Raw genomic sequence first — 25,774 nt, 5'->3', positions numbered from 1 at the left:
TATGAGTAGAAATACAATTTTAACAATTTTAAGTATATTATTGCTGTTTGCTTTCTTATATTACGCAAGTCACCACTTTAATCAATATACAATCATAATCCTAAATAATATTGCAATAACAATGATATTTGCTGTAAGTTACAATCTCATAAATGGTATTGCTGGTCAGTTTTCACTTGCTCCAAATGGATTTGCTGCAGTAGGTGCATATACTGCAGCGCTTTTAAGCTTGACGCCTGCGCAAAAGCAAGCAATGTTTATAATAGACCCTATTATGCCAATATTGGGTTCTATTCATTTGCCTTTTTTGCCTGCGCTTATAGTAGCTGGCTTAGTAACAGCATTTTTTGGTTTTATTTTGGGTTTTCCTGTGTTTAGAACACGAGGAGACTACTTAGCCATCGTTACGCTAGGCTTTGGCATAGTTATAGACATAATTGCAAATAATGCCATTACAATAACAAACGGCCCACTTGGCTTAAAAGGTATATCAAGCTACACAAATGTTTGGTGGAGTTATGGGTGGCTTTTATTTACTATTTTTGTTGTAATGAGCATAATAAATTCTAATTACGGTAGAGCCATGAAAGCAATAAGGGATGACGAAGATGCCGCAGTCGCAATGGGTATAAATACATTCAAAATGAAAATGATTGCATTTGTTGTAGGGGCCTTTTTTCAAGGCGTTGCCGGAGGCTTGCTCGCGCACTTGATAACAACTATATCTCCTACACTTTTTACATTTTTCTTAACCTTTAATCTACTTGTTATCATTGTTATGGGTGGTCTTGGAAGCATTACGGGCACTGCTATTTCTACTATTGTTATAGTTTGGGGTTCTGAGTTACTCAGAGTATTTGATCAGCCAATGCATATATTCGGTATCACAACGCCAGGCATACCCGGCCTTCGAATGATTATATTTGCTCTACTATTGATTTTTGTAATGATTTTTGCAAGGGAAGGCATAATGGGTAAAAAGGAATTTTCATGGGATTGGTTATTTAGTGCTATAAAAGGTGGAAGAAAAAATGCAAAATAACATACTATCTTGTGAACATATAACAATGGAATTTGGCGGGCTAGTTGCCTTAAATGATGTATCATTAAGTGTTGCTAAATCAAGTATAACAGGTCTCATTGGCCCCAATGGTGCTGGCAAAACCACAATGTTTAATGTAATCACATGCAACCTAAAGCCTACCACAGGTAGTATTATTTTTGAAGGCAACAACATCGCTGGTTTTAAACCATACAAAATTGTGCCGCTTGGTATGGCAAGGACATTTCAAAATATAAGGTTGTTTGAAAATTTAACAGTACTTGAAAATATAATGATTGGTTTTGCTCATAAAACCAAATATGGATTATTTGATCCCATTTTAAAAACCCCACGCTTTTTAAAACAAGAAAAAGAAATAAAAGATAAAGCACTAGAATTGCTGGAAAAAATTAATCTAAAAGAAAAAGCCCACTTAAAAGCAACAGGTCTTTCCTATGGTGAACAAAGAAAAGTGGAAATTGCAAGGGCACTTGCTACTTCTCCTAAGCTTTTACTATTAGACGAGCCAGCAGCAGGCATGAACCCTAATGAGAAGATTGCCTTAATGTACTTTATTAAAGAAATCAAGGATACTTTTAACCTAACAGTATTTTTAATAGAGCATGATATGAAGTTTGTTATGGGAATTTGTCAAAAAATTTATGTGCTTGATTATGGTGCAAAGATAGCAGAAGGAACACCAGAAGAAATTCAAAAAGATCCAAAAGTAATTATTGCATACTTAGGTGAAGCAAATGTTAAAAATTAGAAATTTAGGTGTCTATTATAAACTGATCCATGCTGTAGATAACATATCATTTGAAGTACCAGAAGGCAAAATTGTCACTTTAATTGGTCCAAATGGCGCAGGAAAATCAAGCACACTAAAATCCATTGTAGGCCTTGTGCCATCAAGCGGTGAGGTAAATTTCTTATCCCATAACATATCAAAGGAAAAAACATACCAACGCATAAAACGCGGCATTGCCCTTGTTCCAGAAGGAAGAAAAGTTTTCGTCAACCTTACAGTATTAGAAAATTTGCGCATAGGCGCGTTCAACAAACTTTCTGCTGAGTTAGAAGAAAAGTATGAACGGATATTCCAAATATTTCCTATTTTAAAAAAACGTGCTAAGCAATACGCTGGCACACTTTCTGGGGGCGAGCAGCAAATGCTTGCGCTTGGAAGAGCGCTTATGAGTGAACCCTCGCTTTTGATGCTTGATGAGCCATCACTAGGTTTGGCACCAAAGGTAGTACAGGAAGTTTTTGAAATTATACAACACCTAAATCGTGAAGGAATGACAATTTTGCTTGTAGAGCAAAATGCAGCAATGGCTCTCAAAATAGCCCATTATGGATATGTGCTTGAAACAGGAAAAATCGTACTGGAAAATATAGCAGACAATTTACTACAAAACGAAGATGTGAGAAAAAGTTATTTAGGAGAGGTTTAAAATTAATATAGAATACATTTTAGATAATATTTACAAAGTCGAGGTGCCTCTTCCACAAAATCCTCTAAAATCAATAAATTCTTATATAATTAAAGGTAACAGAAATTTAATTATTGATACGGGAATGAATAGGCCAGAGTGCGAAGAGGCTCTAAAAAACGCACTTTTAAAACTAGATGTTGATTTATCAAACACAGATTTTTTAATAACACACATGCACGCAGACCACAGTGGCCTTATTGGCAAACTATCTACGCCACAATCTACTGTTTATTGTACGCAAGAAGATGCACCATACATATTGGGGACAAATTGGGATGAATTTTGGCTGCAAGAAGCACAATACGCTAAAAAATATGGCTTCCCCATAAATGCCCTTTCAAATGCAATTCAAAAGCATCCAGGCTATAAATATGCTTTCAAAGGTAAATTATCTGCTAAAGTAAAATTTGTGGAGGATGGTGAAGTATTAAATTACGATGGTTTTGCTTTTCAATGTATTAAAACACCTGGCCACACAAAAGGCATTGTTTGTTTATATGAACCAAACCTAAAGTTATTTTTTTCTTCAGACCATGTTTTAAAAGACATAACACCCAATATATCTGCAGCATATGAAAATGAAAATCCACTGAAGCAATATTTAGATAGTCTTGATAAAGTTTACAATTTAAATGTTAAAACAGTTTTGCCCGGTCATAGAAGAATTTTTTATAACCTCCAAAAAAGAATCGATGAGTTAAAAGAACATCATAAAGATAGACTAAATGAAATACTAAGCCTGATTGATCCAAAAATCCCAAAAAGCCCATACGAAATAGCTTCGAAAATGCATTGGGATATAAAATACAAAAATTGGGAGGATTTTCCTATTGCACAAAAGTGGTTTGCTCACTCAGAAGCAATAGCGCATCTTTTGTATCTAGTCGAGTTGCATAAAGCCAAAATAGCCACGCTAAATGATACCTATTGCTTTTTAAAAACTTGACATTTAATTTATTAAGTAATATAAAACTAAATAACTTTAATTTTAAGGAGTGTGTTATGAACATTGCTTATCTTTTAAAACCAAAATCTAAAAGAAGAAGTGAGGCATTAAAACCTACCCAAAGTCTGCCTTTTGGGCAAATTAGGACTGACCATATGTTGATTGTAGACTACGAAGATGGCCAGTGGCAAAACGCTAGAATTATACCTTATGGGCCACTATCAATATCGCCTGGCGCAACCGTGTTGCATTATGGCCAAGCGCTTTTTGAAGGCGGCAAAGCTTTTATGCACCCAGATGGAGAAATTTATACATTTAGAATTGATAAAAATGCTAAAAGATTGAATAAATCTGCAGAAATTCTTTGTATGCCAAGTATCGATGAAAATTTTCAAGTTGAAGCAATACATGCACTAATCGATGTTGATAGGTTATGGTTTCCTATTCAAGAAGGTGCATCGCTCTACATTAGGCCATTTATGTTTGCAACTGAAGATTCATTAGGCGTACACCCCAGTAAATCTTACAAATATATAGTGATATTATCCCCCAGCGGCCCCTATTACCCAGCAGGCTTTACAAAGCCAATTAGATTGCTTATAACAAAGAAATTCCATAGGGCGGTAAGCGGCGGAACAGGAGAATCAAAAGCAGCAGGCAATTATGCAGCATCTTTAAGAGCCGGAGAATTTGCAAAGCAATTTGATGCAAGCCAGGTTCTTTATTTAGACGCTCAAAATAAGTATATTGAAGAAGCAGGCGCTATGAACCACTACCATATAGAAAAAGACGGGACTGTTGTTATACCAGAATTTACAGATACTATTTTAAGAAGTATTACTTCTGAATCAATTATTGAATTACAGACCTCTTTAGGACTTAAAGTTATACAAAAGAAGGTTTTGTTGGATGAATTTATCGAAAAAATTAAAAATAAAGAAATAATAGAAGCAGGTGGATTTGGCACCGCTGCTGTTGTGTCACCTGTTGGCGAGTATGTTTTAGAAGATAATACCATCTTAACGGTAGGGGATGGCTCAATTGGCGAATACTCCAAAAAAATCTACACTTATTATACGGGTATCCAAACAGGAAAGATAAAAGCTCCATACGGATGGCTTAAAAAAGTGGAAAAAAATCTAAGTTTTAAGACGCAAAACTAATTTTGCGTCTTTTTTTGTAAAGAATGTAAGTAAATTATCAAAAGTGACAAAATAATCAAAAAAGAGCCTGTTAAATCTAAAAAACTAAATTTTTCATGCAGTTGGATGCATGATTCAATCATGGCAAATACAGGAATAGAAAGAGATGAAAGGCCAACGATGCTTGCTGGTAATTTTTTCAACAACAGTATCCATAAAAACCATGCAAAAGCAGTTGCTATAGTACCCGTGTAGAGAATTGCAAAAATTAAATAGCTATTAATCTGTGTAGTTTTTGATGATGGGAGTAATAAGCTAAAAAACACTACAATTACAACAACAAACACCATTTGCCAAAATGTCAAAGAAAAAACATCCCAGTGCGGGTATTTCTCCCAAATAATTACAGAAATTACATTACCAATACCCCAGCTTATACCATAAAGTATTGCAAATAAATACCCCAAAATACTTGATCTAAAACACCATGGCTCCATAATAAGAATTAACCCAACAAAAGACAAGCCAATGGGAATATATTTAAATTTTTCAAATTTTGTCCTTAAAATTAATCGTTCTAATAGTATTGTCCAAAACGGCATAATATAACCCAAAACAGTCACTTTTCCAGCAGAAGAATACACTAAGGCAAGATTGTAAAAAATAACAGGTAGAGCATTTTGAAACAAACCAAGCAAAAATGCCCACATTAGGCTTTTAGGCTTTTCCAATTTTTTCATAAAAACCGTAATTAAAAATAAAAAGAAAAACCCTACCAAAACGCGCCACAATGTAAACTCAAAAGGACCGATATAATTTAGAGCTATTTTTGTAACAACAGCAGTATATGACCAGCCAAGTATTAATAAAACGAATGCTATATAAAGCATAATAGTTATTTCTTTTGAGGCCTGAACCAGATTGGTGTTTCTTCAAGCTGCTTTGCAAGTCTTAACAATAAATGGTCTTTTGCATAACCCGACATAAAATGAACCCCAAGTGGTATATTTTTTGAGCTTATACCTGCTGGTATGCTCATTGCTGGAAGACCTGTTTGGTTTGCAAGCTGTGTAAAAGGAAATGCGCTTAACTGCTTAAATGCAATTTTTTTAACTATAGGCTTTATGTAAAAACACAAATCTAGTTTTGAAACTGACTTTAGTGCAAATTCTTCTATACTAGAAGGCAACAGACTACCTAATTCTATGTGTGGATTTGCAAGCGTTGGGGTCATATAAACATCGTATTTTTCAAAAAATGATCGCATATAAAAACCAGTCTTATCCCACAAATGTTTAATTTGTATATTTAATTTTGCGTTTAATTTATCACCTATTTTTGCAAGTATGTAAGTTGATGGTTCAACATCTTTAATTGTAATTTTCTTATGCAATTTATTTTCCAGATAATCCAATAAAAAAGCGGTTTCGATAAACATTGAATCAATATAGGTATCGTAGAGCTTCTCAAAATCCACCTTTGGTTCATCTTCTTCGATAATATGACCAAAACTTTCTAGTATTTTTGCAACCTCAAGTGTTGCTCTTACATTTTCATTATTTACACTGCCAAAATACGAGTGTGTGTTTAAAGCTATTTTTAAAGGCTCAAGTGGTTTATTTAGCTCTTCTAAAAAAGACTCGATAGGTTTTTTGAAATAAATTGGACCATCAAAACCATACTCTATATCCAAAAAAAGAGCGCTATCCCTAACACTTTTTGTTAATACATGGTTTACAACAAGACCCATCCAAGTATCAAAAAACTCACTACCCATAGGTGTAAAATACCTTGACGGCTTAAACCCAAACAAACCACACATCGAAGCGGGAATCCTGATCGAACCACCACCGTCATTGCCAGTTGCCACACTTACCATACCACTTGCAACACTTGCTGCTGAGCCACCACTTGAACCGCCAGGTGAGTAGGCAAGATTAAATGGGTTTCTTGTAGGACCAAAAAGTTTTGGCTCAGTTGTGCCCATTAAGGCAAACTCAGGCAGATTTGTTTTACCCACAACAATACAACCTGCATCTAATAAGCGCTTTACAAATGTTGATGTTTGCGTAGAAATATTATTCCTTAAAAGCTTTGAGCCTAATGTAGAAAAAGTACCTTCTATATCATGTAAACTATCTTTCAATAAAATTACTGTACCATATAGAGGCGAGTTTTTATCTGCTTTTTCTAATTGTTTTTTAGCAAGATCGTAAAATGTAAATATAACTGAATTTAATTTTGGGTTAAGTGTTTCAATCTGATTTAGCGCGCTATCTAAAACATCTTTCGCACTAAATTGGCTTTTTTTAATTAATTGCACAACATCTATAGCATCTAATTGAGCATATTCTTTTATTTTCATTAGTATTTATTATACTAAATTAAATTATTAATTCAAGCTTAAAAACTTATTTATTTAAACACTTTACTAATAATTTATTTAAATAATCTTCAGACCATTTTGGAGGCATTTTGCCATGAGAATAAAAGTAAAATGCATCAAAACCCATCTTCATAAGTTTTGAAATCTTACCGTTAAATGTTAAGTCTCTGTTTCCCCCATACATCCAATCTGATAGTATTAGCGTTGCTTCCTCGCCTCTATTCATTATACACAATATTTCTGGCTCAAAAGGAATAATTTCTTCTTTTTGCATTATTTCGCTAATTATAACGCTTGCTGCTGTATGAGATTGTTTTACCGCTATGTGTCCCAATTTTGGCATAGAAGTAGCGTTTATATCACCAGCAGCAAATATGTTTTTGAAAGTGGGGTGGCGCATATGTTTATCTGTTGGAACAAAACCAGCTTCGTCACTAATATTTGAATCAATTAAAAACTTTGGACCTCTATATGGCGGAATAATTATAGCCATATCGCAATTAAGCCTGCTTGAATCTTCAAATTCCACATATTCTTTGTCAATATGTTTTAAAATTTTTTTTGTAACAACATTTATATTGCTCTTTCCAATTATTGGCTCCATATTTTTATGAACCCTTTCACCTACATCTTCAAAAAAAATCTCACCAGGCGTAAATACAGTAATATTGGTGTTGCTTCTCCTATTGTGTTTCCTTAAATAATGATCTAACATAAACATTATCTCGCCTATTGGGCCCTCGCAAGGAGCAGCCAGTGTTTTAACTGTTGATGCACTACCCCACTGTGTTAGACACGCTCCAATAACTACATTATTGCCAATTAAGTTTGCCCTTCTATCAAGAAATCTTAGCGCCTGAGTATAATCGCATATAGAGTAGCCATATTCTCTAAAACCTTCAATAGCATCATAATCTTTTACAGCACCCAAACTTATGATAAGATAATCGTAAGCTATGATTGAATCATCTTCTAAAATTACCTGATTTGTGTCTGGTTTAATTAATTTTACTTCTTTTCTTATGAATTTGTGGTTGTATTTTTCAATGTATTTGCCAATCGGAATTAACGCTTCATTTAGTGCTCTCTCTCCAAATGCAACTTCTGGTAAAATAGGCTTTGATAAACTAAAAACACTGGAATCAACAACAGTAATATCAACTTTATCATTAATTTTTTTTACAAAGCTATAAAAGGCACCAAACCCAGCAAAACCACTTCCTAAAATGACAACCTTTGGTTTCATAAAAAACCTCCTTATCTTAAGAATAGAGTTGTTATAATTCTAACAAATCCGATAAAAACTGTCAAGTTTTGCATAAAAAATATTAATTAGCATTGACAAAAAATTTTTATTAATTAGTATAATTTACATGGAAATAATATATGGAATTATTATTGGACTGACTCTTGGTCTTACAGGTGCAGGTGGATCAATCATAACCATACCTATATTATTATACTTGCTAAAGATGAATGTACATAGTGCAACAGGCACAAGCTTAGTTGTAGTGGGTATTGGTTCTTTGGCTGGCGCCATTCAATACATGCTTGGAAAGCAAAAGTATGTCCATTGGAAAATATCTATTGTATTTTCTATTGCTGGTATATTCGGTGCATTTTTAGGCTCATATATCAATTCTTTGGTACCTTCCAAAATTATACTGTATGGCTTTTCAATATTGATGTTAATCATTGGCGTATTAATGCTAAAACAAAAAGAGTATCAAAATAAAAAAGAGACTCAAGGACCTATTAACCTTAAAAATATAAAAGGCGCTAAAGCGTGGCTTAAATTCGTATTATCTGGTTTTAGTATTGGTTTAATGACAGGCTTTTTTGGTGTTGGTGGTGGCTTTTTAATTGTGCCAACGCTTGTTTTAATTTTGGATTTTCCAATGAAAGATGCTATTGCTACAAGCCTGCTTGTCATAGCACTAAACTGTTTATGGGGTATTCTCTCAAGACTTAGCGGTGTAGGTTCTATTGAGATTGTTCAAGCTATATACATTAGTTTAGGCGCAATTGTTGGTATGGCTATTGGAGTAATTATTGCAAAAAAAGTAAAAGCTGGATTTTTGACTCGAATATTTTCTTACTTTGTAATTATCTTAGCCTTTTATATGTTTGCAAGAACGCTTGACTTAATACATTAATCGTTTGGAGGTTTTGATGTCTAATGGTAAATCTTTTTCTTTTAGCAGTATTTCAACGCTTGCAACACCAATTCGCTTAGTTTTGGGTTGGGAGTTTTTTAGTGCATTTTTGAGAAGAGTGGTAAATGATCCACAAAAGCTAGATCCAAGCTCACCTGCATTTATGGGTCATGCATTCAATCATTTTTTACCACATGCATTGTTTATTAAACCAATGATAGAATACCTTATCAATAACCCACATTTGTTGTATATTTTTTTAGTTACATTTACTATTATTGAAGGTCTTGTGGGTATTGGTTTGCTTTTTGGACTCTTAACTAGGCTATCAGCTATAGGTGCTACATTGCTTTCTCTTGGCATACTGCTTGGTTCTGGCTGGCTTGGCTCAACATGCGTGGATGAGTGGCAGATAGGCATAGCTGGTATATCAAGTGGGCTTGTTATGTTTAGTCTTGGAGGGGGTATATTTTCTTTAGATCATATATTATTTAAAGATACAAAATCAAAATTGTTAACATTCTTAGCCTCAAATAACTTAAGGAAAGGCGAATCTTCTCTTAAAACAGAAGGTTTGATTTTTAGCATAATCGCTATGTTTATTACATTATATACCTATCAAGCGCTGCATGGTGGCCTATATGGAAAGCTATACAATTTATCTAAAGTGCCAAAAGTTGAAATTTTAAATGCGCAAATAAAGAAAAATGGTTCTTTAAACTTAACTATTTACCGCACAAATGGTCCTGATACGTATGGTGCATTCGTTGAAGAAATAGCTATTTTAGATAATAAAGGAAATGTTATGGAAAACATAAAACCAAATAGTCAAAATATCTCAAAAAATAATATTAAAAATTACTATTTTAACAAAATTGAACCAAATAAATTTTCACTAGTGGTACCGCTTGGCGCAAAAGCTACGATAAATATCAATTCGCAAAAAGATATATTGCTTGCGCCTGGCAACTACACCGTTGAGTTAATAGATGTAAGTGGACTTAAATGGGCTAAGAAAATAACTCTAAATTAAAACTAATATCGCAGGCTTGCATAATTAATTGTGCAAGCCTATCTATACCTTTTTTGGAAACAGATGATGTTTGAATATACTGTAAGTTAAATTTTTGCAAGTGTTTTTTTGTAAGTGCTAATTGAGATTGCGAGGCTTTATCGATTTTTGTCAGCAAAACCACAGTATTTAGGTTATGGTAATTTAACCACTCTAAAAAAAGCTCATCGTATGGCATAAGCGATACTCTTGCATCTATTAGTAAAAAAACTGTTCTTAGCATGCCTGCATTTAATAAATAATCATCTATAGGTTTTTTCCAAGCATTTATTATTGACTTTGAACGTTTTGCAAAACCATATCCTGGCACATCAATTAAGTAAAATTTTTCGTCTACAACAAAAGCATTTATAGTAGTTGTTTTACCTGGTGTTTTGCTTACTTGAGCAATTTTTTGATTCAATAGAGCGTTAATTAATGAAGATTTGCCTACATTACTTCTACCGCAAAAAACAAACTGAGGCAGTTCAAACCTTGTGGGTGCTTCTATGAAGCTACCCACAAATTTAACTTTTTTAAAGTAAACTTCGCTCATACCTCGCTTACAGCCTTTGCTATTAAATCGCCCATTTGCGTCGTATTTACCTTTTTGTCTGAGTTTGTTGCAATATCTTGTGTTCTATAGCCCATTTTTAACACTAGCGCTACAGCATCTTCTACACATTTTGCTTCTTTGTGAAGTTTAAGTCCATATTTTAAAAGCATAGCCAAGGATTCAATCTGTGCAATAGGATTTGCAACACCAAGTCCTGCAATATCTGGTGCTGATCCATGGATGGGCTCAAACAAACCCACTTTACCACCTACGGAGGCGCTTGCAAGCATACCAATTGATCCTGTTAGCATACTAGCTTCGTCGCTTAAAATATCGCCAAAAATATTGCCTGTAACAATTACATCAAATTGTTTTGGGTTTCTTACAAGCTGCATAGCAGCATTATCCACATACATATGGTTTAGCTCTACATCTGGGTAGTCTTTGGATACCTCAATCACAATATTTCGCCAAAACTGCGATACTTCTAATACATTTGCTTTATCAACGCTGGTTAGTTTTTTTCTTCTTTGCCTGGCTATATCAAATGCAAGCTTTGCAATACGCCTTACTTCTTCATTTGTATATACCATTGTATTAAATGCTTTCTTTTTATCTTCGCTAAAGCCGCGTGGCTCTCCAAAATAAATACCCCCAGTTAGTTCTCTTACAACTAATAAATCTATACCTTCAATCACTTCTTTTTTTAGCGTTGAAGTGTTAATAAGCTCTCTAAACACTTTCGCAGGTCTTAGGTTTGCAAATGCACCCAAAGCTTTCCTTATGCCTAAAAGTCCGGCTTCAGGTTTTAAGTGATGCGGTAAGTTTTCCCATTTAGGTCCACCCACGGATCCAAAAAACAATGCATCGGTAGAAAGGATTGTATCAATTGTTTCTTGTGTTAAAGGCACGCCAAATCTATCAATTGAGCACCCACCAACATACACATACTTGTACTCAAAAGTATGTTTAAATCTCTTTGCTACCTCTTCTAAAGCTTTAAGGCCCTCTTTGACTATTTCTGGACCAATCCCGTCACCTTCCATTACAGAAATTACAAATTTACCCATTTCAAGCTCCTTTTTGGATCATTTTTTTGGCATAATTAAACAACCCACCGCTTACAATTAACTCTTGCATAAATTCTGGTATAGCTGTTGCCTGATAAGTCTCATTTTTTGTCTTATTAAAAATTTTGCCCGTTTTTGTATCAATTTCTAAAATGTCCCCTTCGTCAATTTTATCTGTTTGAGGTAATTCCAATATAGGAAGGCCAATATTAAACGCATTCCTATAGAAAATTCTTGCAAAAGATTTTGCTATCACGCATGATATACCTGCTGCTTTAATGGCAATTGGGGCATGTTCTCTGGATGAGCCGCTACCAAAATTAAAACCTGCTACAATACAATCGCCTTTTTGAGCTTTTTTAACAAAATCTGGGTCTGCATCTTCCATACAATGTTTTGCAAGCTCAAATTCATCAGAGGTATTTAAATACCTCGCTGGTATTATAAGATCAGTATCAATATTATCTCCAAATTTCCAAACTCTTGCTAAAATCATTTTATCACCTCATCTGGATTTATAATTTTTCCTGCTATAGCACTTGCTGCAACAACAGCTGGATTTGCTAGATATACAAATGATTTTGGTGAACCCATTCTACCTACAAAATTTCTGTTTGATGTGGAAATTGCTACTTCGCCGTCGGCTAATATCCCCATATGGCCACCAAGACAAGGACCGCAGGTAGGTGTTGAAATAACAGCACCTGAGTCTAAAAATATATCAAATAAACCTTCTTTTAACGCCTGTTTATAAATTTCTACTGTGGCTGGTATTATAATTAAACGCACATATTTTGCAACTTTATTGTTTTTTAAAATTTGCGCAGCAATTCTTAAATCGCTTATGCGACCATTGGTACATGAACCAATAAAAGCTTGGTCAATTTTAATATCTTCTTTAACTTCGCTTATCCCTTTAGCGTTTTCTGGTAAATGAGGAAATGCAACCTGTGGTTCTATGTTTGCTGAATCAAATTCATACACACTTGCATATTCAGCATCTTCGTCGCTTTGAAATATTTCATAATTTGTAATGTTTCTTTCTTGTAAATAGTTTATAGTAGTTTTATCGGCCTGGATGATGCCGTTTTTGCCACCTGCTTCTACTGCCATATTGCACATAGTCATTCTATCGTCCATAGATAAGTCGCCAATAGCGCTACCGCAAAACTCCATCGATTTGTACAATGCCCCATCAACACCGATTGTTCCAATAATTTTAAGTATGAAATCTTTACCGCTTACCCATTTGTTTTTTTTGCCATTTATGATAAACTTAATAGATTCTGGTACTCTAAACCAAGATTTACCTGTTACAAAGGCAAAACCTACATCAGAACTGCCCATACCTGTAGCAAACGCGCCAAATGCCCCATGCGTGCATGTATGTGAATCAGCACCAACAATTAACATTCCAGGCTTAATAAAGCCTTGTTCTGGCAAAAGCGCATGCTCAATGCCAACCTCTCCTGATTCGAAGTAGTGCTTAATATCGTTTTGTTTTACAAAATCTCGCATAGTTTTGCATTGATTTGCAGAATTTATATCTTTGTTTGGTGTAAAATGATCTGGTATAAGAGCTATTTTGTCTTTGTTTGCAATTACTCCACCTAAATCATTTACAAATTTTATTACAATTGGCGCTGTAACATCATTAGCAAATGCTAAATCTACATCGGCTAATATGATCTCACCAGGTTTAACAAACTCCTTGCTTGCATGTTTTGCCAAAATCTTTTGGCTAATCGTCATTTTTCCCATTTACCCTCCTAGGCCTATATCAAAGCTTTTTATATAATTTTCTATGTTTTTTAATTCCTGTAAGTTTTTTTCTTCTTCAAGTTTTATAAATTCCTTATCGCCTTTACCCATTGCCTGAATTTCTTTCTCTAATTCTTCAATCCTATGTAATAGGTACCTAAATAACTTACCCTCAACATCAGGCATTTTTGTATGATCAAAGTCTTTTTTCTCTTCTGAGGGTTCCTTTTTAATAATTTTACCTGGTACACCCACAACTGTAGAATTATCCGGCACTTCTCTTACTACCACGCTATTTGAACCAATCTTTGAATTATCGCCAATTTTAAAAGCACCCAATATTTTCGCTCCGCCGCCAACCACTATATTGTTTCCTAATGTAGGGTGTCTTTTTACCTTTTCTAGACTTGTACCTCCAAGCGTAACCCCTTGATAAAGTGTAACATTGTCTCCAATTTCAGCAGTTTCACCAATAACAACACCCATACCGTGGTCAATAAAAAAATTTTTACCAATTTTTGCCGCAGGATGAATCTCAACACCAGTTAAAAATCTGCTAACATGAGAAGTAAATCGCGATATAAGTTTTAAATTTTTATTCCATAAAAAATGAGATAATCTATGCATCCATAAAGCATGAAGACCTGGATAGCACAATAGTACTTCTGGCACACTCTTTGCGGCTGGGTCTTTTTCAAAAACATTATTTATGTCTTGTTTTACTTGTTCAACCACTTTGGTTTTTTTGCCAAAATATACACCAAAAGTAATAATTGGCAACGCTAATAAAAGTTTCTTTTTCATATTTAACTCCATTCCCGCAAAAGTTGTTTTTGTAAATTGACCATTGTTTCATAATCTTGCATAGTATCGTGGTTATAACCCAAAAGGTGCAAAAAACCATGAGCGATTAAAAATAGTATATATTCTTTCTCATCCATATTTAGTTTTTTAGCCTTTTTGCTTGCTACTTCACAGCATATGGCAATATCTCCTAGTATATTATCATCATAGCCATAAAAAGACAAGACATCGGTTGGACTTTTTTTTCTTCTGTATTGTTTATTTAATTCTTTTATTTTATCAATACTACAAAACAAAAGATTTATTTCTTTTTTGCTTGAAATATTATATTTTTTGTATAAAAAGTCGAAAAATTTTTTAAAATAAGCTTTATTACCCAACCCACATTCGTCTATAATAGCTTTCATTTATATTTTATCCTATGATGGAATATACCTATTAACACATTAACAAAACTATCCACAATTAAATTTAGTTCTTTTAAAGACAAATCAGATTCATCCAATTGACCATCTAAAAAAATCTCATTTGTTAGGTTCTTAACATAATTTTTTAAATGTGTAATTGTAGGTTCATTTAAATTTTTGGTCGCTGCTTCAACCTTATCCGCAAGCATCACAATACCTGATTCCTTAGATTGAGGTTTTGGACCTGGGTAGCGAAAATCCTCTTCATTTGGGTTTAATCCCATCTCTTTAGCTTTATCGTAAAAATACTTCACAATCATTGTGCCGTGATGCTGTTCGATTATATCAATAATTTGAGAACCAAGTCTATATTTTTTACCTGTCTCTACGCCATCTTTTACATGATTTTTAATAATTAGACTGCTTACGTATGGCATTAGTCTATCGTGGGGGTTTTCTGTATCGAATTGATTTTCAATAAAGTACGTTGGTTTTTTAATTTTTCCTATATCGTGATAATAAGAACCTACTTTTGCAAGCAGCGAATTCGCTCCGATTGCTTGACAAGCTGCTTCTGACAAACTTGATACAACTATACTGTGATGGTATGTACCAGGCGTTTTTATGGCTAGCTCTTTAAGTAATGTGTGATTAAGATTTCCAAGTTCAACTAACTTAACATTTGTTGCAATATCAAATAGCCACTCAAAAATTGGCAACACACCGCTTATAATAATTGCTGTCAAGATACCATTTAGTGCACCCAAACCAATACTTATTAATGTAACAGTATTAAACAAATTATTACTTTGAAGCATATAAAATATTACTATCAGCGCAGCATTAATAAACGATATGATAAACCCTGTCATAACAATGCCACTTCTGTTTCTGTTGCTCACAAGGTATATGCTTGCAATGACACTATCTAAAAAGGAATAAATGAATATCATAAACCTAAGACTGTTATCCACCGTTATGGATGCTAAAATCACAGTAATAAGAGAAATGGAAATCGAGTATTTAAAACCCACAAGCAATACACCTAGGATCGAAGCAACGGCAAATGGTATTAAGTATAATAAAACGCTTTTTGGAAAATCGGGCGAGTAGTAACCTACAACTACAGATAAAAAGTAAAACACTTTAATTAAAATAATCTGCAATAGGACAATTGTACCTGTTATTAAAATTAATTTTTTATATGGAAATTTTTCAGTTGGTTTGAGTTTTTTATAAATAAACGCCGAAGTTAGAAAAAAAACAGCTAGAATAGCAATAATTCCCATTAAATCCAAAAATCTATTTTTTACTTCAAGCAGCGAATTTAGTGCTTTTAATTTTACATAAGCGTTGCGATCAAGAACATCTCCTTCTCTAACAACAACTTCTCCTTTCGATAATTTTAAATAAATAGGTACAACTTTTTCCCTAGCTTGTTTTTTAAGTTCCTGTGTTTTTTGTGAATTGTAGTAAGCATTGGGTTTAACTAAAGAAAATACAAAATTTATAATTAATTTTCTTAATGTTGAATTTGGCACAGACCAGTGTAGTTTATCATACGATAGTGCTTTTGCGGTATTCAAATCAATAAATTTCTCCGTATTAGTTTCTAATCTACTAGTTTTTAATTCTGTATTATATATTAAAATTTGATTTTTAACATATTGGTAGTCTGAAGGTCCAGACAAAACATAATAACGGTTAATATCTTTTAGTATTGTATTAGTAAATCGCAAAATACTGCTTTTATTTTTTAAAACTAAACTAAACATATCTTGATCTAAGTTTAAATCCAAATTCTGATTAAATTTCTTCAATGCGGTTGTTTTATCTTTAATATTAGAAATATCATTGAATGCACTCAAGACCTTTTCGTATAAATTATCATATAATTCTGGGTTATAGTAAAATACATTGGGAACGGCTGCCTCTGCTTGTTGAATTTTCGCATGTGTTGCGTACGGATCTTCTACTAACATTGATACATTTGAGCGAATTGTTTTTGGCGCTACATCACCTACCTTCAGCGCACTTATGCCTAGCTTACTTTTTGGGACTATTAAAAAAACAATTATTACAAAAAAAATTAATGCAAGCAAAAATTCATTTGTAAAAAGATGTTGGTATTTTTCAATAAGTGTTTTTGCTTTCTTGATTATCTTTATCTCTTTTTTCATACGCTTCAACGATTTTTGAAACTATAGGGTTTCTTAACACATCTTCTTTTTTAAAATCAACAAATCCAATTGAGTCTAAATTTAGTTTTCTAAGTAGGCTAACAGCATCTGCCAAACCACTTTTTATGTTGTATGGTAAATCAATTTGCGTTATATCGCCTGTTATTACAACCTTTGAATCAAAACCTGTACGCGTCAAAAACATTTTCATCTGACTTACTGTTGTATTTTGTGCCTCATCTAAGATAATAAAAGCATTATTAAGTGTTCTTCCACGCATGTAAGCCAGCGGTTCTATTTCAATTTTTCCTTGATCAATAAGCTTTAGCGCAAGCTCAGTTTCTATACAATCGTAAATTGCATCGTATAGAGGTTTCATGTAAGGGTCAATTTTTTCATACAATGTACCAGGCAAAAAACCCAGCTTTTCGCCTGCCTCTACTGCTGGTCTTGTTAAAATTATTCTTTTAACTCTTTTTTCAAGCAAAGCATTTATGGCAGCAAAAACAGCCAAATAAGTTTTACCAGTACCAGCCGGCCCTATACCAAAAGTCATAGTATTTTTTTCAATAAGCTCCAAATATTTTGCCTGGTTAACATTTTTTGGCAATATGGCTTTTATTTTCGAGTGTGTTTTTGGTGGGTTAAAAACTGCTTTTGCATTAAGTGCATTACCATTATCAAGCTCAGAAATCAAACTATCTATAGCATTTTCCTCAACAAGTATACCTTTGTCCACCATATCATTTATATTTTTTAAATAGTTGTAAGCAAGTTGTATATTTTTATCACTGCCTTTAATTAGAACCTCGCCTCCCCTAAAAACAATAAAAACATTAAGCTTTTTCTCAACTTTTTTTAATGTATCCTTGCGGTTGTAAAACACATTACCCAAATACGCTGGATCGCTCAATACAAGGCGTTTTTCCACATTACTCCCACTCTATAGTTGCTGGCGGTTTATTTGAAATATCCAATACCACACGATTTACTCTTTGCACTTCGTTTATTATCCTTGTAGATATGGTATTTAAAAACTCTTGTGGTAAATATACCCAGTTTGCTGTCATGCCATCTAAGCTTTCCACAACTCTAACCACAATAGCATAATCATAAGTCCTTTTATCACCCATTACACCTACACTTTTTAAATCAAGCAAAACACCAAAAGCTTGCCAAACTTTGTCGTAAAAACCACTTTTTTTAATCTCTTCCAATATTATAGCATCTGCTTGCCTTAAAATATTTAATTTTTGTTTTGTTACTTCGCCAATAATTCTAATAGCAAGACCTGGTCCTGGAAATGGATGTCTGTTAATAAAAGCATCGTCTAGGTTGAGTTGTCTTGCAAGCTGTCTTACCTCGTCTTTGAATAAAAATCTAAATGGCTCTATAAGTTTGAATTTCAAATCTTTTGGCAAGCCTCCTACGTTGTGATGGCTTTTTATTACATCTGATGGGCCTTTAACGGACACACTCTCAATAACATCTGGATAAAGTGTGCCTTGTGCAAGATATTCAACGCCACTAAGCTTTGACACAAAATCTCGAAAGACATCAATAAAAGTGTGCCCAATAATCTTGCGTTTTTTTTCTGGATCTTTCACTTTCTTTAATTTTGATAAAAAAATCTCACTTGCGTCAATATAGTTTATCTTGATACCAAGCTTCTCAAATGCTTTTTGAACATTTATTTCTTCGTTTTGACGCAATAAACCATTGTTTATAAATACAGGAATTACATTATCACCTAGCGCTTTATTAAGCAACACTACCAAAACAGAAGAATCGACACCACCCGATATTGCACACAATACTTTTTTGTCCCTTACTTCTTGCCCTATCTCATTGATAGTTTTCTCCAAAAAATCACCCATATTCCAATCTTTCTTTAAACCACATATTGTCGAAACAAAATTTTCAAGAATGGTATTGCCGTTTTGAGTATGTGAAACTTCTGGATGAAACTGTATTGCCCATATTTTTTTATCTAAATTTCTAATACCTGCATAAGGTGAATTTTGTGTGGAGCATATTACCTCAAATCCATTTGGTAGCTTATCTATTTTATCTGCATGAGACATCCACACAATATTTTTGTTATTAATATTATAAAAAAGCTTATCTTCTTTTTCAAAAAAGATTTCTGCGTATCCATACTCTCTTTTTTGCGCCTTACTAATCCCAGCACCGAATTTCTCGGCTATAAGCTGTATGCCGTAACAAATACCAAGTATAGGAACATTGAGAGCATATATAGAATCATCCGGTTTTGGTGCGTCTTTCTCGTAAACGCTAGCTGGAGATCCTGATAATATTATACCTTTTACATTATCTTTTAGTTTTGCATTATAAGGTAAAATCTCTGCATAATAGCCCATCTGTCTAATACGCCTTGCAATTAATTGCGTATATTGAGACCCAAAATCCAATATCACTAAGCTCAATCTTCTCCTCCAATAATACAATCTGCTACCCAAACAGAAGGACTCCCAACGGATCCGCTAAAATATACATTGTTTGCTACTTTAATTACTTTGTTTAATATATTATAAAAATTATCTGTAAACGTCGATGCTTTTATGTATTTTATTTTTTGCCCAGATTCAATCAAAAAACCATTTACACCCAAAGAAAAATCTCCGCTTATTGGGTTTGCCATATGCATCCCCATAATTTCCGTTATATAAAAGCCATCTACAGTGCTTAGTAAATCTTCTAAACTTTCATTTGAAGGTTTCAAATAAAAATTAGCAGGACCCACTTTTACGGGATTGACAAACCCAAAACGTTTTGCATTAGCTGTATTTTGACAATTAAGTTTGCCACTTGTGTAAGTGTTGTGTAAAAACGTTTTCAACTCACCATTTTGCATAACTATTGTGGGTTTTTTTTGAACACCTTCTTCATCGATAAAAAATTTTACACCACCTTTTGCAATGTTATCATCAACTATAGTGACTGAACTTGAAAACGCCTTTTTGCCAATTTCTAGCTTAGTGGTTTTGTCTATAACGCTTTGAGCACTAAAAATGTTAAAAAAATACCTCAGCATATAAGACATTACTTCATTTGATAGTACAACGCTTAATTTTTTTGTTGAAAAACTTGATGGTGATAATTTTTCTACTGCTCTTTGCGAAGCAACCTTTGCAATATTTACAAAATCTATATCATTTAAGCTGAATCCTTTTTCATCACACCAGCCCATCTCTTCGATTTTGTCTTTTGCGAGCACACTAACTTGTGAATCAACAATATTATAAGCTTGATGCGCTTTAAGGCCAAATGAATTTAACACCCATATATATTTTTCATTTATATTTACAGAAGAAGATTTAACTTGTTGAATCCGTTTATCAAAATTTTTTGCAGCAAAACTCATCTCATAAATGGCCTCTTTGATTTTTGACTCATCATATTCGTTAACTTCTTTAAAGCTGAATTCATCATCAGCTTTTGACAAAATCTGAGCATCAATTTTCTTTGAAAAACTCATTGAAGAAACATTATCTATCATATCTTCAACTTTTTTCTCATCATTAAGTGTAGAGTTTACAAAAAAAATATAATCATCTTTAATGAGCCTTAAAGCAACACCAATTGTCTCGCTTAAACTCTTTGAATAATCAGACTCATTTTTTAGGTCAAAAGACTTTTCTATATATTTTTCAATATAAACTTCCAACTGATTAAAACCCTTCTTTTTTGAATAATCAAGTAAGTTTTGAGCAAAATCAAACACAAACTCCCCCCCTTTTTATGTAATAGCCCAAGATTTTGGTATAAAAATCTTATAGTATAGATCCATTGCGTACCTATCTGTCATTCCAGAAATGTAATCTGCAACTGATTCTTCTTTTGTAGAACCATACTGTGGTATAAGATCAATATGTTCGAGAAAATAATCAAACAGATCACTTATAACCTTTGAGCTTTTTGAAATTTCGCTTTGTATTGCACCTGACATATACACATTTTCAAATAAAAAATCCCTTAGTTCATTCAAACATTCAAGTATATCACTTTCAATTAAGATTTGCTCGTAATTTGATTCTTTTGTTTGTTTTATAACACTTTTTACCATTGTGGTTATTCTTTTTGAATGCGTATCTCCAAGAACATTTGATAGTCTATTTGGTATTTTATCAATAATTTTAGCACGCTGGGCATCATCTATATCGTGATTTACATATGCTATAATATCTGCTATACGCACAATCTGCCCCTCAAGTGTATTAGCAGAATTTTTTTTATCAAGTAAAATATCTCCTCTTCCTTTTGAATGCTTTACTATACCATCCCTTACTTCGTATGTCAAATTTAAGCCTTGACCATCTTTTTCCAGCACATCAACCACTCTTAAGCTTTGGAACCAGTGCTTAAATTTTCCGTTTGTTTTTTTGTTCAAAACAGCCTCACCCGCATGTCCAAATGGTGTATGCCCTAAGTCATGTGCTAAACTTATAGCCTCTGTGAGCGTTTCGTTTAGGCTCAATGCCACAGCAATTGTTCTTGCTACTTGCGATACTTCCAACGTATGAGTCATACGCGTCCTATAATGATCTCCAAGTGGGGAAAAAAATACTTGAGTTTTATGTTTTAATCTACGAAATGATTTAGAATGAATAACTCTATCTCTATCGCGCATGTAATCGGTTCTGATATCGTCTTTTTCTTCTGGTTTTAACCTACCTTTTGTTTGACTTGATTTAGCTGCAAATTTGCACAAATAAAGCTCTTCGTTTTTTTCTATCCGCTCCCTTATATTCAATTAGCCTCCCAAAAAACGCTTAACAAAATCAAGCCAACAATACTCAACATGATCAACAAAGCATGTATCTTTTTTTATGTAAAATTCAGCTTTTGACATAAGACCTACAACAAAAGCATCTTGTGTACATATCGTCATTTTCATATCTTGCAAATCTTGTGTTTCTAAGACTAAATAAGCGCTTAAATTTTCTACATCTTCAATAACAACGGACTTTACTTTTATTCCAAGCGCGCCTGTGAAATTTAAAAACACCTCGTATATAGTATTTTTTGGGACGTATGTTTGGTAGACCAACAGATATACAAGCCTTGCTCGCTCTGGCGTAAGTGAAAATGCATAAAAATCACCGTTTTCATCCTCAAATATTATTTGCGCTTGATTTTTATTATCGCTAAATATTAAATCAGCCACTTCTAGTTTGTACATATTTCACCATTAAAGCTATGCTTATTAAGTTTTGTTATTTTAGCAAAAACCAAATTACCTTCATTTAGATTTAATTTCGAATTATCAATGTTTACTATTTTGTTTGTTCTGGTTCTTGCTTGCACTTGGTTAAAAGCTTTGGCTTTTGACTCAATTAAAACTTCCTGTATGCTACCTAAGTAGCGCTTGTTAATCTGCTCGCTAATTTTCGACTGCAAATCTTGCACAATCGATAACCTTTCTTTTTTTTCTTCTTCACTAATTTGATCAGGCATTAAAGCAGCTTTTGCAAAAGGTCTGTTAGAATACTTAAAAGAGTAAATTTCATCAAATTGAATTTCTTCTAGAGCCATTAGTGTTTGTTTAAAATCCTCTTTTGTCTCACGGGGAAAGCCTACAATAATATCGCTTGTTATTGAACCTTTTGGGTTATATTTTCTAAAGTACTCTATTTTTTGAGCAAACTCTTTAAAATTATACTTTCTGCGCATCAATTTTAATATCCTATCTGAACCAGATTGAAGTGGCAAATGCAAATGTTCACATACCTTATCTAAATCAAGTATCGTTTTTGCCAAATCCTCACTAAAATCTTTTGGGTGGGATGTTACAAACCTTATCCTTTTTACTCCAGCTATTTTATTTACCATTTCTAACAACCCAATAAAATTTACCCCATCAAAATTGTATGAGTTCACATTCTGACCTAATAATATAACTTCTTTTGCACCAATTTCAACTGCATTCTTTATTTCTTGTATAATAGAATTGTATGATCTAGATACTTCCCTAAGTCTAGTATATGGGACAACACAATAAGTGCAAAAATTATCACACCCATAAATTATATCAATGTAGGCGGTAGGGCTTTTTAAATGACCAAATATATAATCTGACTCAGTCATCTCTTTGGAAACAAAGATTCCTTTGAAATCTTTATTAAAAAAATTTTTGAATTCGTAAATAGATGCGGTACCTAATACAACATCAGATATTTTAGAAAGCTTTTGTGGGAAAATTTGCGCAACACAGCCCATTGAAATAAATTTTGCCTTTTTATTCAAATTTCTAATCCTACCAATTTCGCTAAATATTTTTTTTTCTGACTTCTCTCTCACTGCACATGAATTCACAATCACAATGTCAGCTTCTTTAATGTCTGCTTTTTCATAACCATTTTCCTGCAATATTGATTCAATTTTTTCCGAATCTCTTTCGTTCATCTGACATCCAAATGTTTTAATGTAGTATTTCATTGTTTTTTGCCTTTCTGATATATATCTACCCAGTAATTTTGCTGTTTTAAAGTAGTGGAAAAAACATGCCTACCGTCATTTTTCGATACAAAATATAAATAATTTGTTTTTGCTGGGTCAAACGCTGCTTTTAGCGATTGGTAACTTGGAGAACAAATGGGCGTTGGAGGTAATTTTTTATGTACATAAGTATTGTATATGTTTTTTTTGTTTTCAAGATCTTGAATGGTTAATTTTCCATTAAAATCTTTTATACCATATATTACAGAAGAATCTATCTGCAACAACATGTTTTTTTTCAATCTATTGCATATTACGCTTGCAATTAAAGGCCTTTCAGAGTTTACTTTGGCTTCTTTTTCCACTAATGATGCAATTATAACCTTTTCGTATAAATTTTTATCAATGTGGCCAAAATCAGCCAGGTCAGTATAATCTTTTTTAAATTGCTCAAACATAAGTTTTAACAGCACAGAAGGTTTTTCTTTTTTTTCAACAAAATAATCCCCAGCGCCCAAAAAGCCCTCCATATTTGATGCCTTAAAATGCAATAATTCATAAGCATTTGATTTAGATTTTGCTAACTTATAAAACTTACCTCCATCAAAACCCATTTTACTTAATCTCTGTGCAATTGTTTGAATATCAAAGCCAGGGGGTATTGAAAAAATTACATCATTTTTATTTTCACCAATAAGCTCTTGTAGTGTTTGTTTAGGCGAATAATTTGTATAAAACAAATGTACACCAGCTTTTATATCTTTAGACTTCCCAGACAGACGCGTATAATAGTAAAACCAATCATACCTTTTTATTATACCCTTTTTTTGTAAATCTTCAGATATTGATAGGACGGGCTGACTTGGTAAAATAACCATATAAATTTTCTTTTTAATGCTCGAATTAGGCTGGTTTACAAAATTTTCAAAAGAAAAAATAGCATACACAATAAATACTAGCGCTATAAAAAGCAAAGCCGTATTTATGATTATTAACTTTTTAACTCTTTTCATTAAAATTGCATCTTTAATAAATCAAAATTACAATCAAAAACTATCAATAAAACACTCCAAAATACACCTTGCAATAACAACCGCATGTTAGTATAATGTCAGATGATGAAAAAAGCAACAATTTTGATCGCTCTGTTTGTTTTGTTATTAGTATCAAACGCCTTTAGTCTTACCCTAAAGACACTAAATATTGTCAAAATTTCACAAACAAAGCAAACAATAATGCTTCAATTTGACAACTTAGAAAATTACACTTATATCAGGCTCTCAAATGAGCTTTTTTATATTGGCACAAACAAAGCCATAATAAACACTAACCTAAAGCCCAATTATGATATAGAAAGAGTTATTTTAAAGCAACTGCCCAATCAAACACGCATATATTTTAAATTAAACCCAGATTATCAATACGACATAAACTTATCTAAAACAAACAAAAAAACTCTTATAATTAATTTGAATATATCTGAAAAAAAAGAAAATATAAAGCCTACTCAGTTAAGTACAAATTCAACTCAAAATTCTCAACCAACACTCAATAATAACAATCAAGGTAACCCTCCTATTATAACAGCTCCCATTAAGTTACCATCTTATAACCCTAAAAATATAACAATTGTTTTAGATCCAGGCCATGGTGGCAAAGATTCTGGCGCAGTTGGCATTTTAGGACTTAAAGAAAAAGATGTGGTTTTAAGCATAGCTCAGTATTGTGCACAAATTTTAAGAGAAAAAGGTTTTAGGGTAGTACTAACCCGCGACAGCGATGTGTTTATACCACTTGCCCAAAGAGTAAAAATTGCAAATGATGCAAAAACAAATCTGTTTGTATCAATCCACGCTAATGCTTCGACAGATCCATCCGCTAAGGGAATGGAAGTATTTTTTTTAAATGCAACCAGCAACCAAAAGGCTTTAAAAATTGCTGCACTTGAAAACGACGTTCCCCTAGAGCAAATGGGCACAATTAACAAAATTATAATTTCACTAATAAATCAAGCAAAACTCAAAGAGTCTGCTATCCTTGCCAAAGATGTAGATGACTCCATATATTCTATTACAAAGCCAGTATATCCTGGTTTAATAAACAGAGGTATAGATCAGGCTCCGTTTTACGTACTTGTAGGTACAAATTGCCCATCAATTTTAATAGAAACGCTCTTTATAACAAACCCTAAAGACAATGAGTATTTAAAAGACTCCAATTACCAGCAAACAATAGCAAAAGGCATAGCTAGCGGCTTGATTAAATACTTAGACACATATAAAAACAATTGACAACGCCATACTTTAGGATATATT

General features: G+C 33.1%; 25 protein-coding genes. 8 read left to right on the top strand and 17 right to left on the bottom strand.

The features are described 5' to 3' along the window. Position 1 precedes the first annotated feature (1 nt). Genes DESAMIL20_RS01275 through DESAMIL20_RS01255 form a run of 5 tightly spaced genes read left to right on the top strand, consistent with a single transcriptional unit; the run spans position 2 to position 4,650 of the window. Complete coding sequence (locus tag DESAMIL20_RS01275) at positions 2-1,042, top strand: branched-chain amino acid ABC transporter permease (RefSeq protein ID WP_086033068.1); 1,041 nt, start codon at positions 2-4, stop codon at positions 1,040-1,042. Continuing rightward, entirely contained in the window at positions 1,032-1,811 is a 780-nt protein-coding gene (locus DESAMIL20_RS01270) for an ABC transporter ATP-binding protein (protein ID WP_086033067.1), read from the top strand. The genes DESAMIL20_RS01275 and DESAMIL20_RS01270 overlap by 11 nt, the downstream gene beginning before the upstream one ends. Further along, positions 1,798-2,499, top strand: coding sequence for an ABC transporter ATP-binding protein (locus DESAMIL20_RS01265; RefSeq protein WP_086033066.1), 702 nt, complete (start codon positions 1,798-1,800; stop codon positions 2,497-2,499). The genes DESAMIL20_RS01270 and DESAMIL20_RS01265 overlap by 14 nt, the downstream gene beginning before the upstream one ends. Positions 2,500-2,542: 43 nt before the next feature. Next, entirely contained in the window at positions 2,543-3,487 is a 945-nt protein-coding gene (locus DESAMIL20_RS01260; RefSeq protein ID WP_204218543.1) for an MBL fold metallo-hydrolase, read from the top strand. A 56-nt stretch (positions 3,488-3,543) separates the two neighbouring features. Further along, positions 3,544-4,650, top strand: a complete 1,107-nt coding sequence (locus DESAMIL20_RS01255; protein ID WP_086033064.1) for a branched-chain amino acid aminotransferase — start codon at positions 3,544-3,546, stop codon at positions 4,648-4,650. Here DESAMIL20_RS01255 and DESAMIL20_RS01250 read toward each other — a convergent pair. From DESAMIL20_RS01250 to DESAMIL20_RS01240, 3 genes are read right to left on the bottom strand one after another with little or no spacing between them, the layout of a single operon-like run. Continuing rightward, positions 4,647-5,519 (bottom strand): DMT family transporter, encoded by an 873-nt coding sequence (locus tag DESAMIL20_RS01250; RefSeq protein WP_086033063.1) that lies wholly within the window; start codon positions 5,517-5,519, stop codon positions 4,647-4,649. The genes DESAMIL20_RS01255 and DESAMIL20_RS01250 overlap by 4 nt on opposite strands. A gap of 5 nt (positions 5,520-5,524) precedes the next feature. Beyond that, positions 5,525-6,994, bottom strand: coding sequence for an amidase (locus DESAMIL20_RS01245; protein ID WP_086033062.1), 1,470 nt, complete (start codon positions 6,992-6,994; stop codon positions 5,525-5,527). Positions 6,995-7,040: 46 nt separating this feature from the next. Next, positions 7,041-8,261 carry an NAD(P)/FAD-dependent oxidoreductase gene (locus tag DESAMIL20_RS01240; protein WP_086033061.1) on the bottom strand — a complete coding sequence of 407 codons (1,221 nt, stop codon included), beginning with the start codon at positions 8,259-8,261 and terminating at the stop codon, positions 7,041-7,043. A 127-nt stretch (positions 8,262-8,388) separates the two neighbouring features. Here DESAMIL20_RS01240 and DESAMIL20_RS01235 point away from each other — a divergent pair, with 127 nt between their 5' ends. Continuing rightward, entirely contained in the window at positions 8,389-9,171 is a 783-nt protein-coding gene (locus tag DESAMIL20_RS01235) for a sulfite exporter TauE/SafE family protein (RefSeq protein WP_086033060.1), read from the top strand. A gap of 16 nt (positions 9,172-9,187) precedes the next feature. Further along, a complete protein-coding gene (locus DESAMIL20_RS01230; RefSeq protein ID WP_086033059.1) occupies positions 9,188-10,204 on the top strand; it encodes a TQO small subunit DoxD in 1,017 nt (338 codons plus the stop codon). On the opposite strand, the gene yihA is transcribed toward DESAMIL20_RS01230, so the two are convergent. The 14 genes from yihA to mltG are packed head-to-tail and all read right to left on the bottom strand — an operon-like array spanning position 10,182 to position 24,472. After that, positions 10,182-10,778 (bottom strand): ribosome biogenesis GTP-binding protein YihA/YsxC, encoded by a 597-nt coding sequence (gene yihA / locus DESAMIL20_RS01225; RefSeq protein ID WP_086033058.1) that lies wholly within the window; start codon positions 10,776-10,778, stop codon positions 10,182-10,184. The two genes, DESAMIL20_RS01230 and yihA, sit on opposite strands and share 23 nt — an antisense overlap. Then, positions 10,775-11,848, bottom strand: coding sequence for a 3-isopropylmalate dehydrogenase (leuB, locus tag DESAMIL20_RS01220; RefSeq protein WP_086033057.1), 1,074 nt, complete (start codon positions 11,846-11,848; stop codon positions 10,775-10,777). The genes yihA and leuB overlap by 4 nt, the downstream gene beginning before the upstream one ends. A gap of 1 nt (position 11,849) precedes the next feature. After that, positions 11,850-12,344: a 3-isopropylmalate dehydratase small subunit gene (locus DESAMIL20_RS01215; RefSeq protein ID WP_086033056.1), complete on the bottom strand. Its 495-nt coding sequence runs from the start codon at positions 12,342-12,344 to the stop codon at positions 11,850-11,852. Then, positions 12,341-13,609 (bottom strand): 3-isopropylmalate dehydratase large subunit, encoded by a 1,269-nt coding sequence (gene leuC, locus DESAMIL20_RS01210; RefSeq protein ID WP_086033055.1) that lies wholly within the window; start codon positions 13,607-13,609, stop codon positions 12,341-12,343. The genes DESAMIL20_RS01215 and leuC overlap by 4 nt, the downstream gene beginning before the upstream one ends. After that, the gene (cysE, locus tag DESAMIL20_RS01205) at positions 13,610-14,413 is read right to left on the bottom strand and encodes a serine O-acetyltransferase (protein ID WP_143340213.1); all 804 of its coding nucleotides are present in this window, start codon (positions 14,411-14,413) and stop codon (positions 13,610-13,612) included. A gap of 2 nt (positions 14,414-14,415) precedes the next feature. Beyond that, positions 14,416-14,820: an rRNA maturation RNase YbeY gene (gene ybeY, locus DESAMIL20_RS01200; protein ID WP_086033054.1), complete on the bottom strand. Its 405-nt coding sequence runs from the start codon at positions 14,818-14,820 to the stop codon at positions 14,416-14,418. Further along, positions 14,817-17,000, bottom strand: coding sequence for an HD family phosphohydrolase (locus DESAMIL20_RS01195; RefSeq protein WP_086033053.1), 2,184 nt, complete (start codon positions 16,998-17,000; stop codon positions 14,817-14,819). The genes ybeY and DESAMIL20_RS01195 overlap by 4 nt, the downstream gene beginning before the upstream one ends. Beyond that, on the bottom strand, positions 16,954-17,931 hold the full coding sequence (locus DESAMIL20_RS01190; protein ID WP_086033052.1) for a PhoH family protein: 978 nt from the start codon (positions 17,929-17,931) through the stop codon (positions 16,954-16,956). Before DESAMIL20_RS01190 ends, DESAMIL20_RS01195 begins: the two co-directional genes overlap by 47 nt. Position 17,932: 1 nt before the next feature. Then, positions 17,933-19,468, bottom strand: a complete 1,536-nt coding sequence (gene guaA / locus DESAMIL20_RS01185) for a glutamine-hydrolyzing GMP synthase (RefSeq protein ID WP_086033099.1) — start codon at positions 19,466-19,468, stop codon at positions 17,933-17,935. Then, the gene (locus tag DESAMIL20_RS01180; RefSeq protein WP_086033051.1) at positions 19,444-20,745 is read right to left on the bottom strand and encodes a TldD/PmbA family protein; all 1,302 of its coding nucleotides are present in this window, start codon (positions 20,743-20,745) and stop codon (positions 19,444-19,446) included. Before DESAMIL20_RS01180 ends, guaA begins: the two co-directional genes overlap by 25 nt. Positions 20,746-20,760: 15 nt before the next feature. Next, positions 20,761-21,774, bottom strand: a complete 1,014-nt coding sequence (locus tag DESAMIL20_RS01175) for a deoxyguanosinetriphosphate triphosphohydrolase (protein ID WP_086033050.1) — start codon at positions 21,772-21,774, stop codon at positions 20,761-20,763. After that, on the bottom strand, positions 21,775-22,203 hold the full coding sequence (locus DESAMIL20_RS01170; RefSeq protein ID WP_086033049.1) for a DUF151 domain-containing protein: 429 nt from the start codon (positions 22,201-22,203) through the stop codon (positions 21,775-21,777). Continuing rightward, entirely contained in the window at positions 22,191-23,459 is a 1,269-nt protein-coding gene (gene miaB / locus DESAMIL20_RS01165; RefSeq protein WP_086033048.1) for a tRNA (N6-isopentenyl adenosine(37)-C2)-methylthiotransferase MiaB, read from the bottom strand. Before miaB ends, DESAMIL20_RS01170 begins: the two co-directional genes overlap by 13 nt. Further along, positions 23,456-24,472, bottom strand: coding sequence for an endolytic transglycosylase MltG (gene mltG / locus DESAMIL20_RS01160; protein WP_086033047.1), 1,017 nt, complete (start codon positions 24,470-24,472; stop codon positions 23,456-23,458). The genes miaB and mltG overlap by 4 nt, the downstream gene beginning before the upstream one ends. Before the next feature lie 105 nt (positions 24,473-24,577). Between mltG and DESAMIL20_RS01155 the strand changes: the two genes are divergently transcribed. Next, on the top strand, positions 24,578-25,750 hold the full coding sequence (locus tag DESAMIL20_RS01155; RefSeq protein WP_158090470.1) for an N-acetylmuramoyl-L-alanine amidase family protein: 1,173 nt from the start codon (positions 24,578-24,580) through the stop codon (positions 25,748-25,750). Positions 25,751-25,774 lie beyond the last annotated feature (24 nt).

Source organism: Desulfurella amilsii (genome assembly GCF_002119425.1).
GTDB classification, from domain to species: Bacteria; Campylobacterota_A; Desulfurellia; order Desulfurellales; family Desulfurellaceae; genus Desulfurella; species Desulfurella amilsii.
Note: the sequence above shows the minus strand (reverse complement) of the source record. Positions and strands in the feature narration are given on the sequence as shown.

Coding starts and splice junctions, on each gene's coding strand:
- DESAMIL20_RS01275 (WP_086033068.1), top strand. CDS start 2: ATGAGTAGAAATACAATTTTAACAATTTTAAGTATATTATTGCTGTTT.
- DESAMIL20_RS01270 (WP_086033067.1), top strand. CDS start 1,032: ATGCAAAATAACATACTATCTTGTGAACATATAACAATGGAATTTGGC.
- DESAMIL20_RS01265 (WP_086033066.1), top strand. CDS start 1,798: ATGTTAAAAATTAGAAATTTAGGTGTCTATTATAAACTGATCCATGCT.
- DESAMIL20_RS01255 (WP_086033064.1), top strand. CDS start 3,544: ATGAACATTGCTTATCTTTTAAAACCAAAATCTAAAAGAAGAAGTGAG.
- DESAMIL20_RS01250 (WP_086033063.1), bottom strand. CDS start 5,519: ATGCTTTATATAGCATTCGTTTTATTAATACTTGGCTGGTCATATACT.
- DESAMIL20_RS01245 (WP_086033062.1), bottom strand. CDS start 6,994: ATGAAAATAAAAGAATATGCTCAATTAGATGCTATAGATGTTGTGCAA.
- DESAMIL20_RS01240 (WP_086033061.1), bottom strand. CDS start 8,261: ATGAAACCAAAGGTTGTCATTTTAGGAAGTGGTTTTGCTGGGTTTGGT.
- DESAMIL20_RS01235 (WP_086033060.1), top strand. CDS start 8,389: ATGGAAATAATATATGGAATTATTATTGGACTGACTCTTGGTCTTACA.
- DESAMIL20_RS01230 (WP_086033059.1), top strand. CDS start 9,188: ATGTCTAATGGTAAATCTTTTTCTTTTAGCAGTATTTCAACGCTTGCA.
- yihA (WP_086033058.1), bottom strand. CDS start 10,778: ATGAGCGAAGTTTACTTTAAAAAAGTTAAATTTGTGGGTAGCTTCATA.
- leuB (WP_086033057.1), bottom strand. CDS start 11,848: ATGGGTAAATTTGTAATTTCTGTAATGGAAGGTGACGGGATTGGTCCA.
- DESAMIL20_RS01215 (WP_086033056.1), bottom strand. CDS start 12,344: ATGATTTTAGCAAGAGTTTGGAAATTTGGAGATAATATTGATACTGAT.
- leuC (WP_086033055.1), bottom strand. CDS start 13,609: ATGGGAAAAATGACGATTAGCCAAAAGATTTTGGCAAAACATGCAAGC.
- cysE (WP_143340213.1), bottom strand. CDS start 14,413: ATGAAAAAGAAACTTTTATTAGCGTTGCCAATTATTACTTTTGGTGTA.
- ybeY (WP_086033054.1), bottom strand. CDS start 14,820: ATGAAAGCTATTATAGACGAATGTGGGTTGGGTAATAAAGCTTATTTT.
- DESAMIL20_RS01195 (WP_086033053.1), bottom strand. CDS start 17,000: ATGAAAAAAGAGATAAAGATAATCAAGAAAGCAAAAACACTTATTGAA.
- DESAMIL20_RS01170 (WP_086033049.1), bottom strand. CDS start 22,203: ATGTACAAACTAGAAGTGGCTGATTTAATATTTAGCGATAATAAAAAT.
- miaB (WP_086033048.1), bottom strand. CDS start 23,459: ATGAAATACTACATTAAAACATTTGGATGTCAGATGAACGAAAGAGAT.
- mltG (WP_086033047.1), bottom strand. CDS start 24,472: ATGAAAAGAGTTAAAAAGTTAATAATCATAAATACGGCTTTGCTTTTT.
- DESAMIL20_RS01155 (WP_158090470.1), top strand. CDS start 24,578: ATGAAAAAAGCAACAATTTTGATCGCTCTGTTTGTTTTGTTATTAGTA.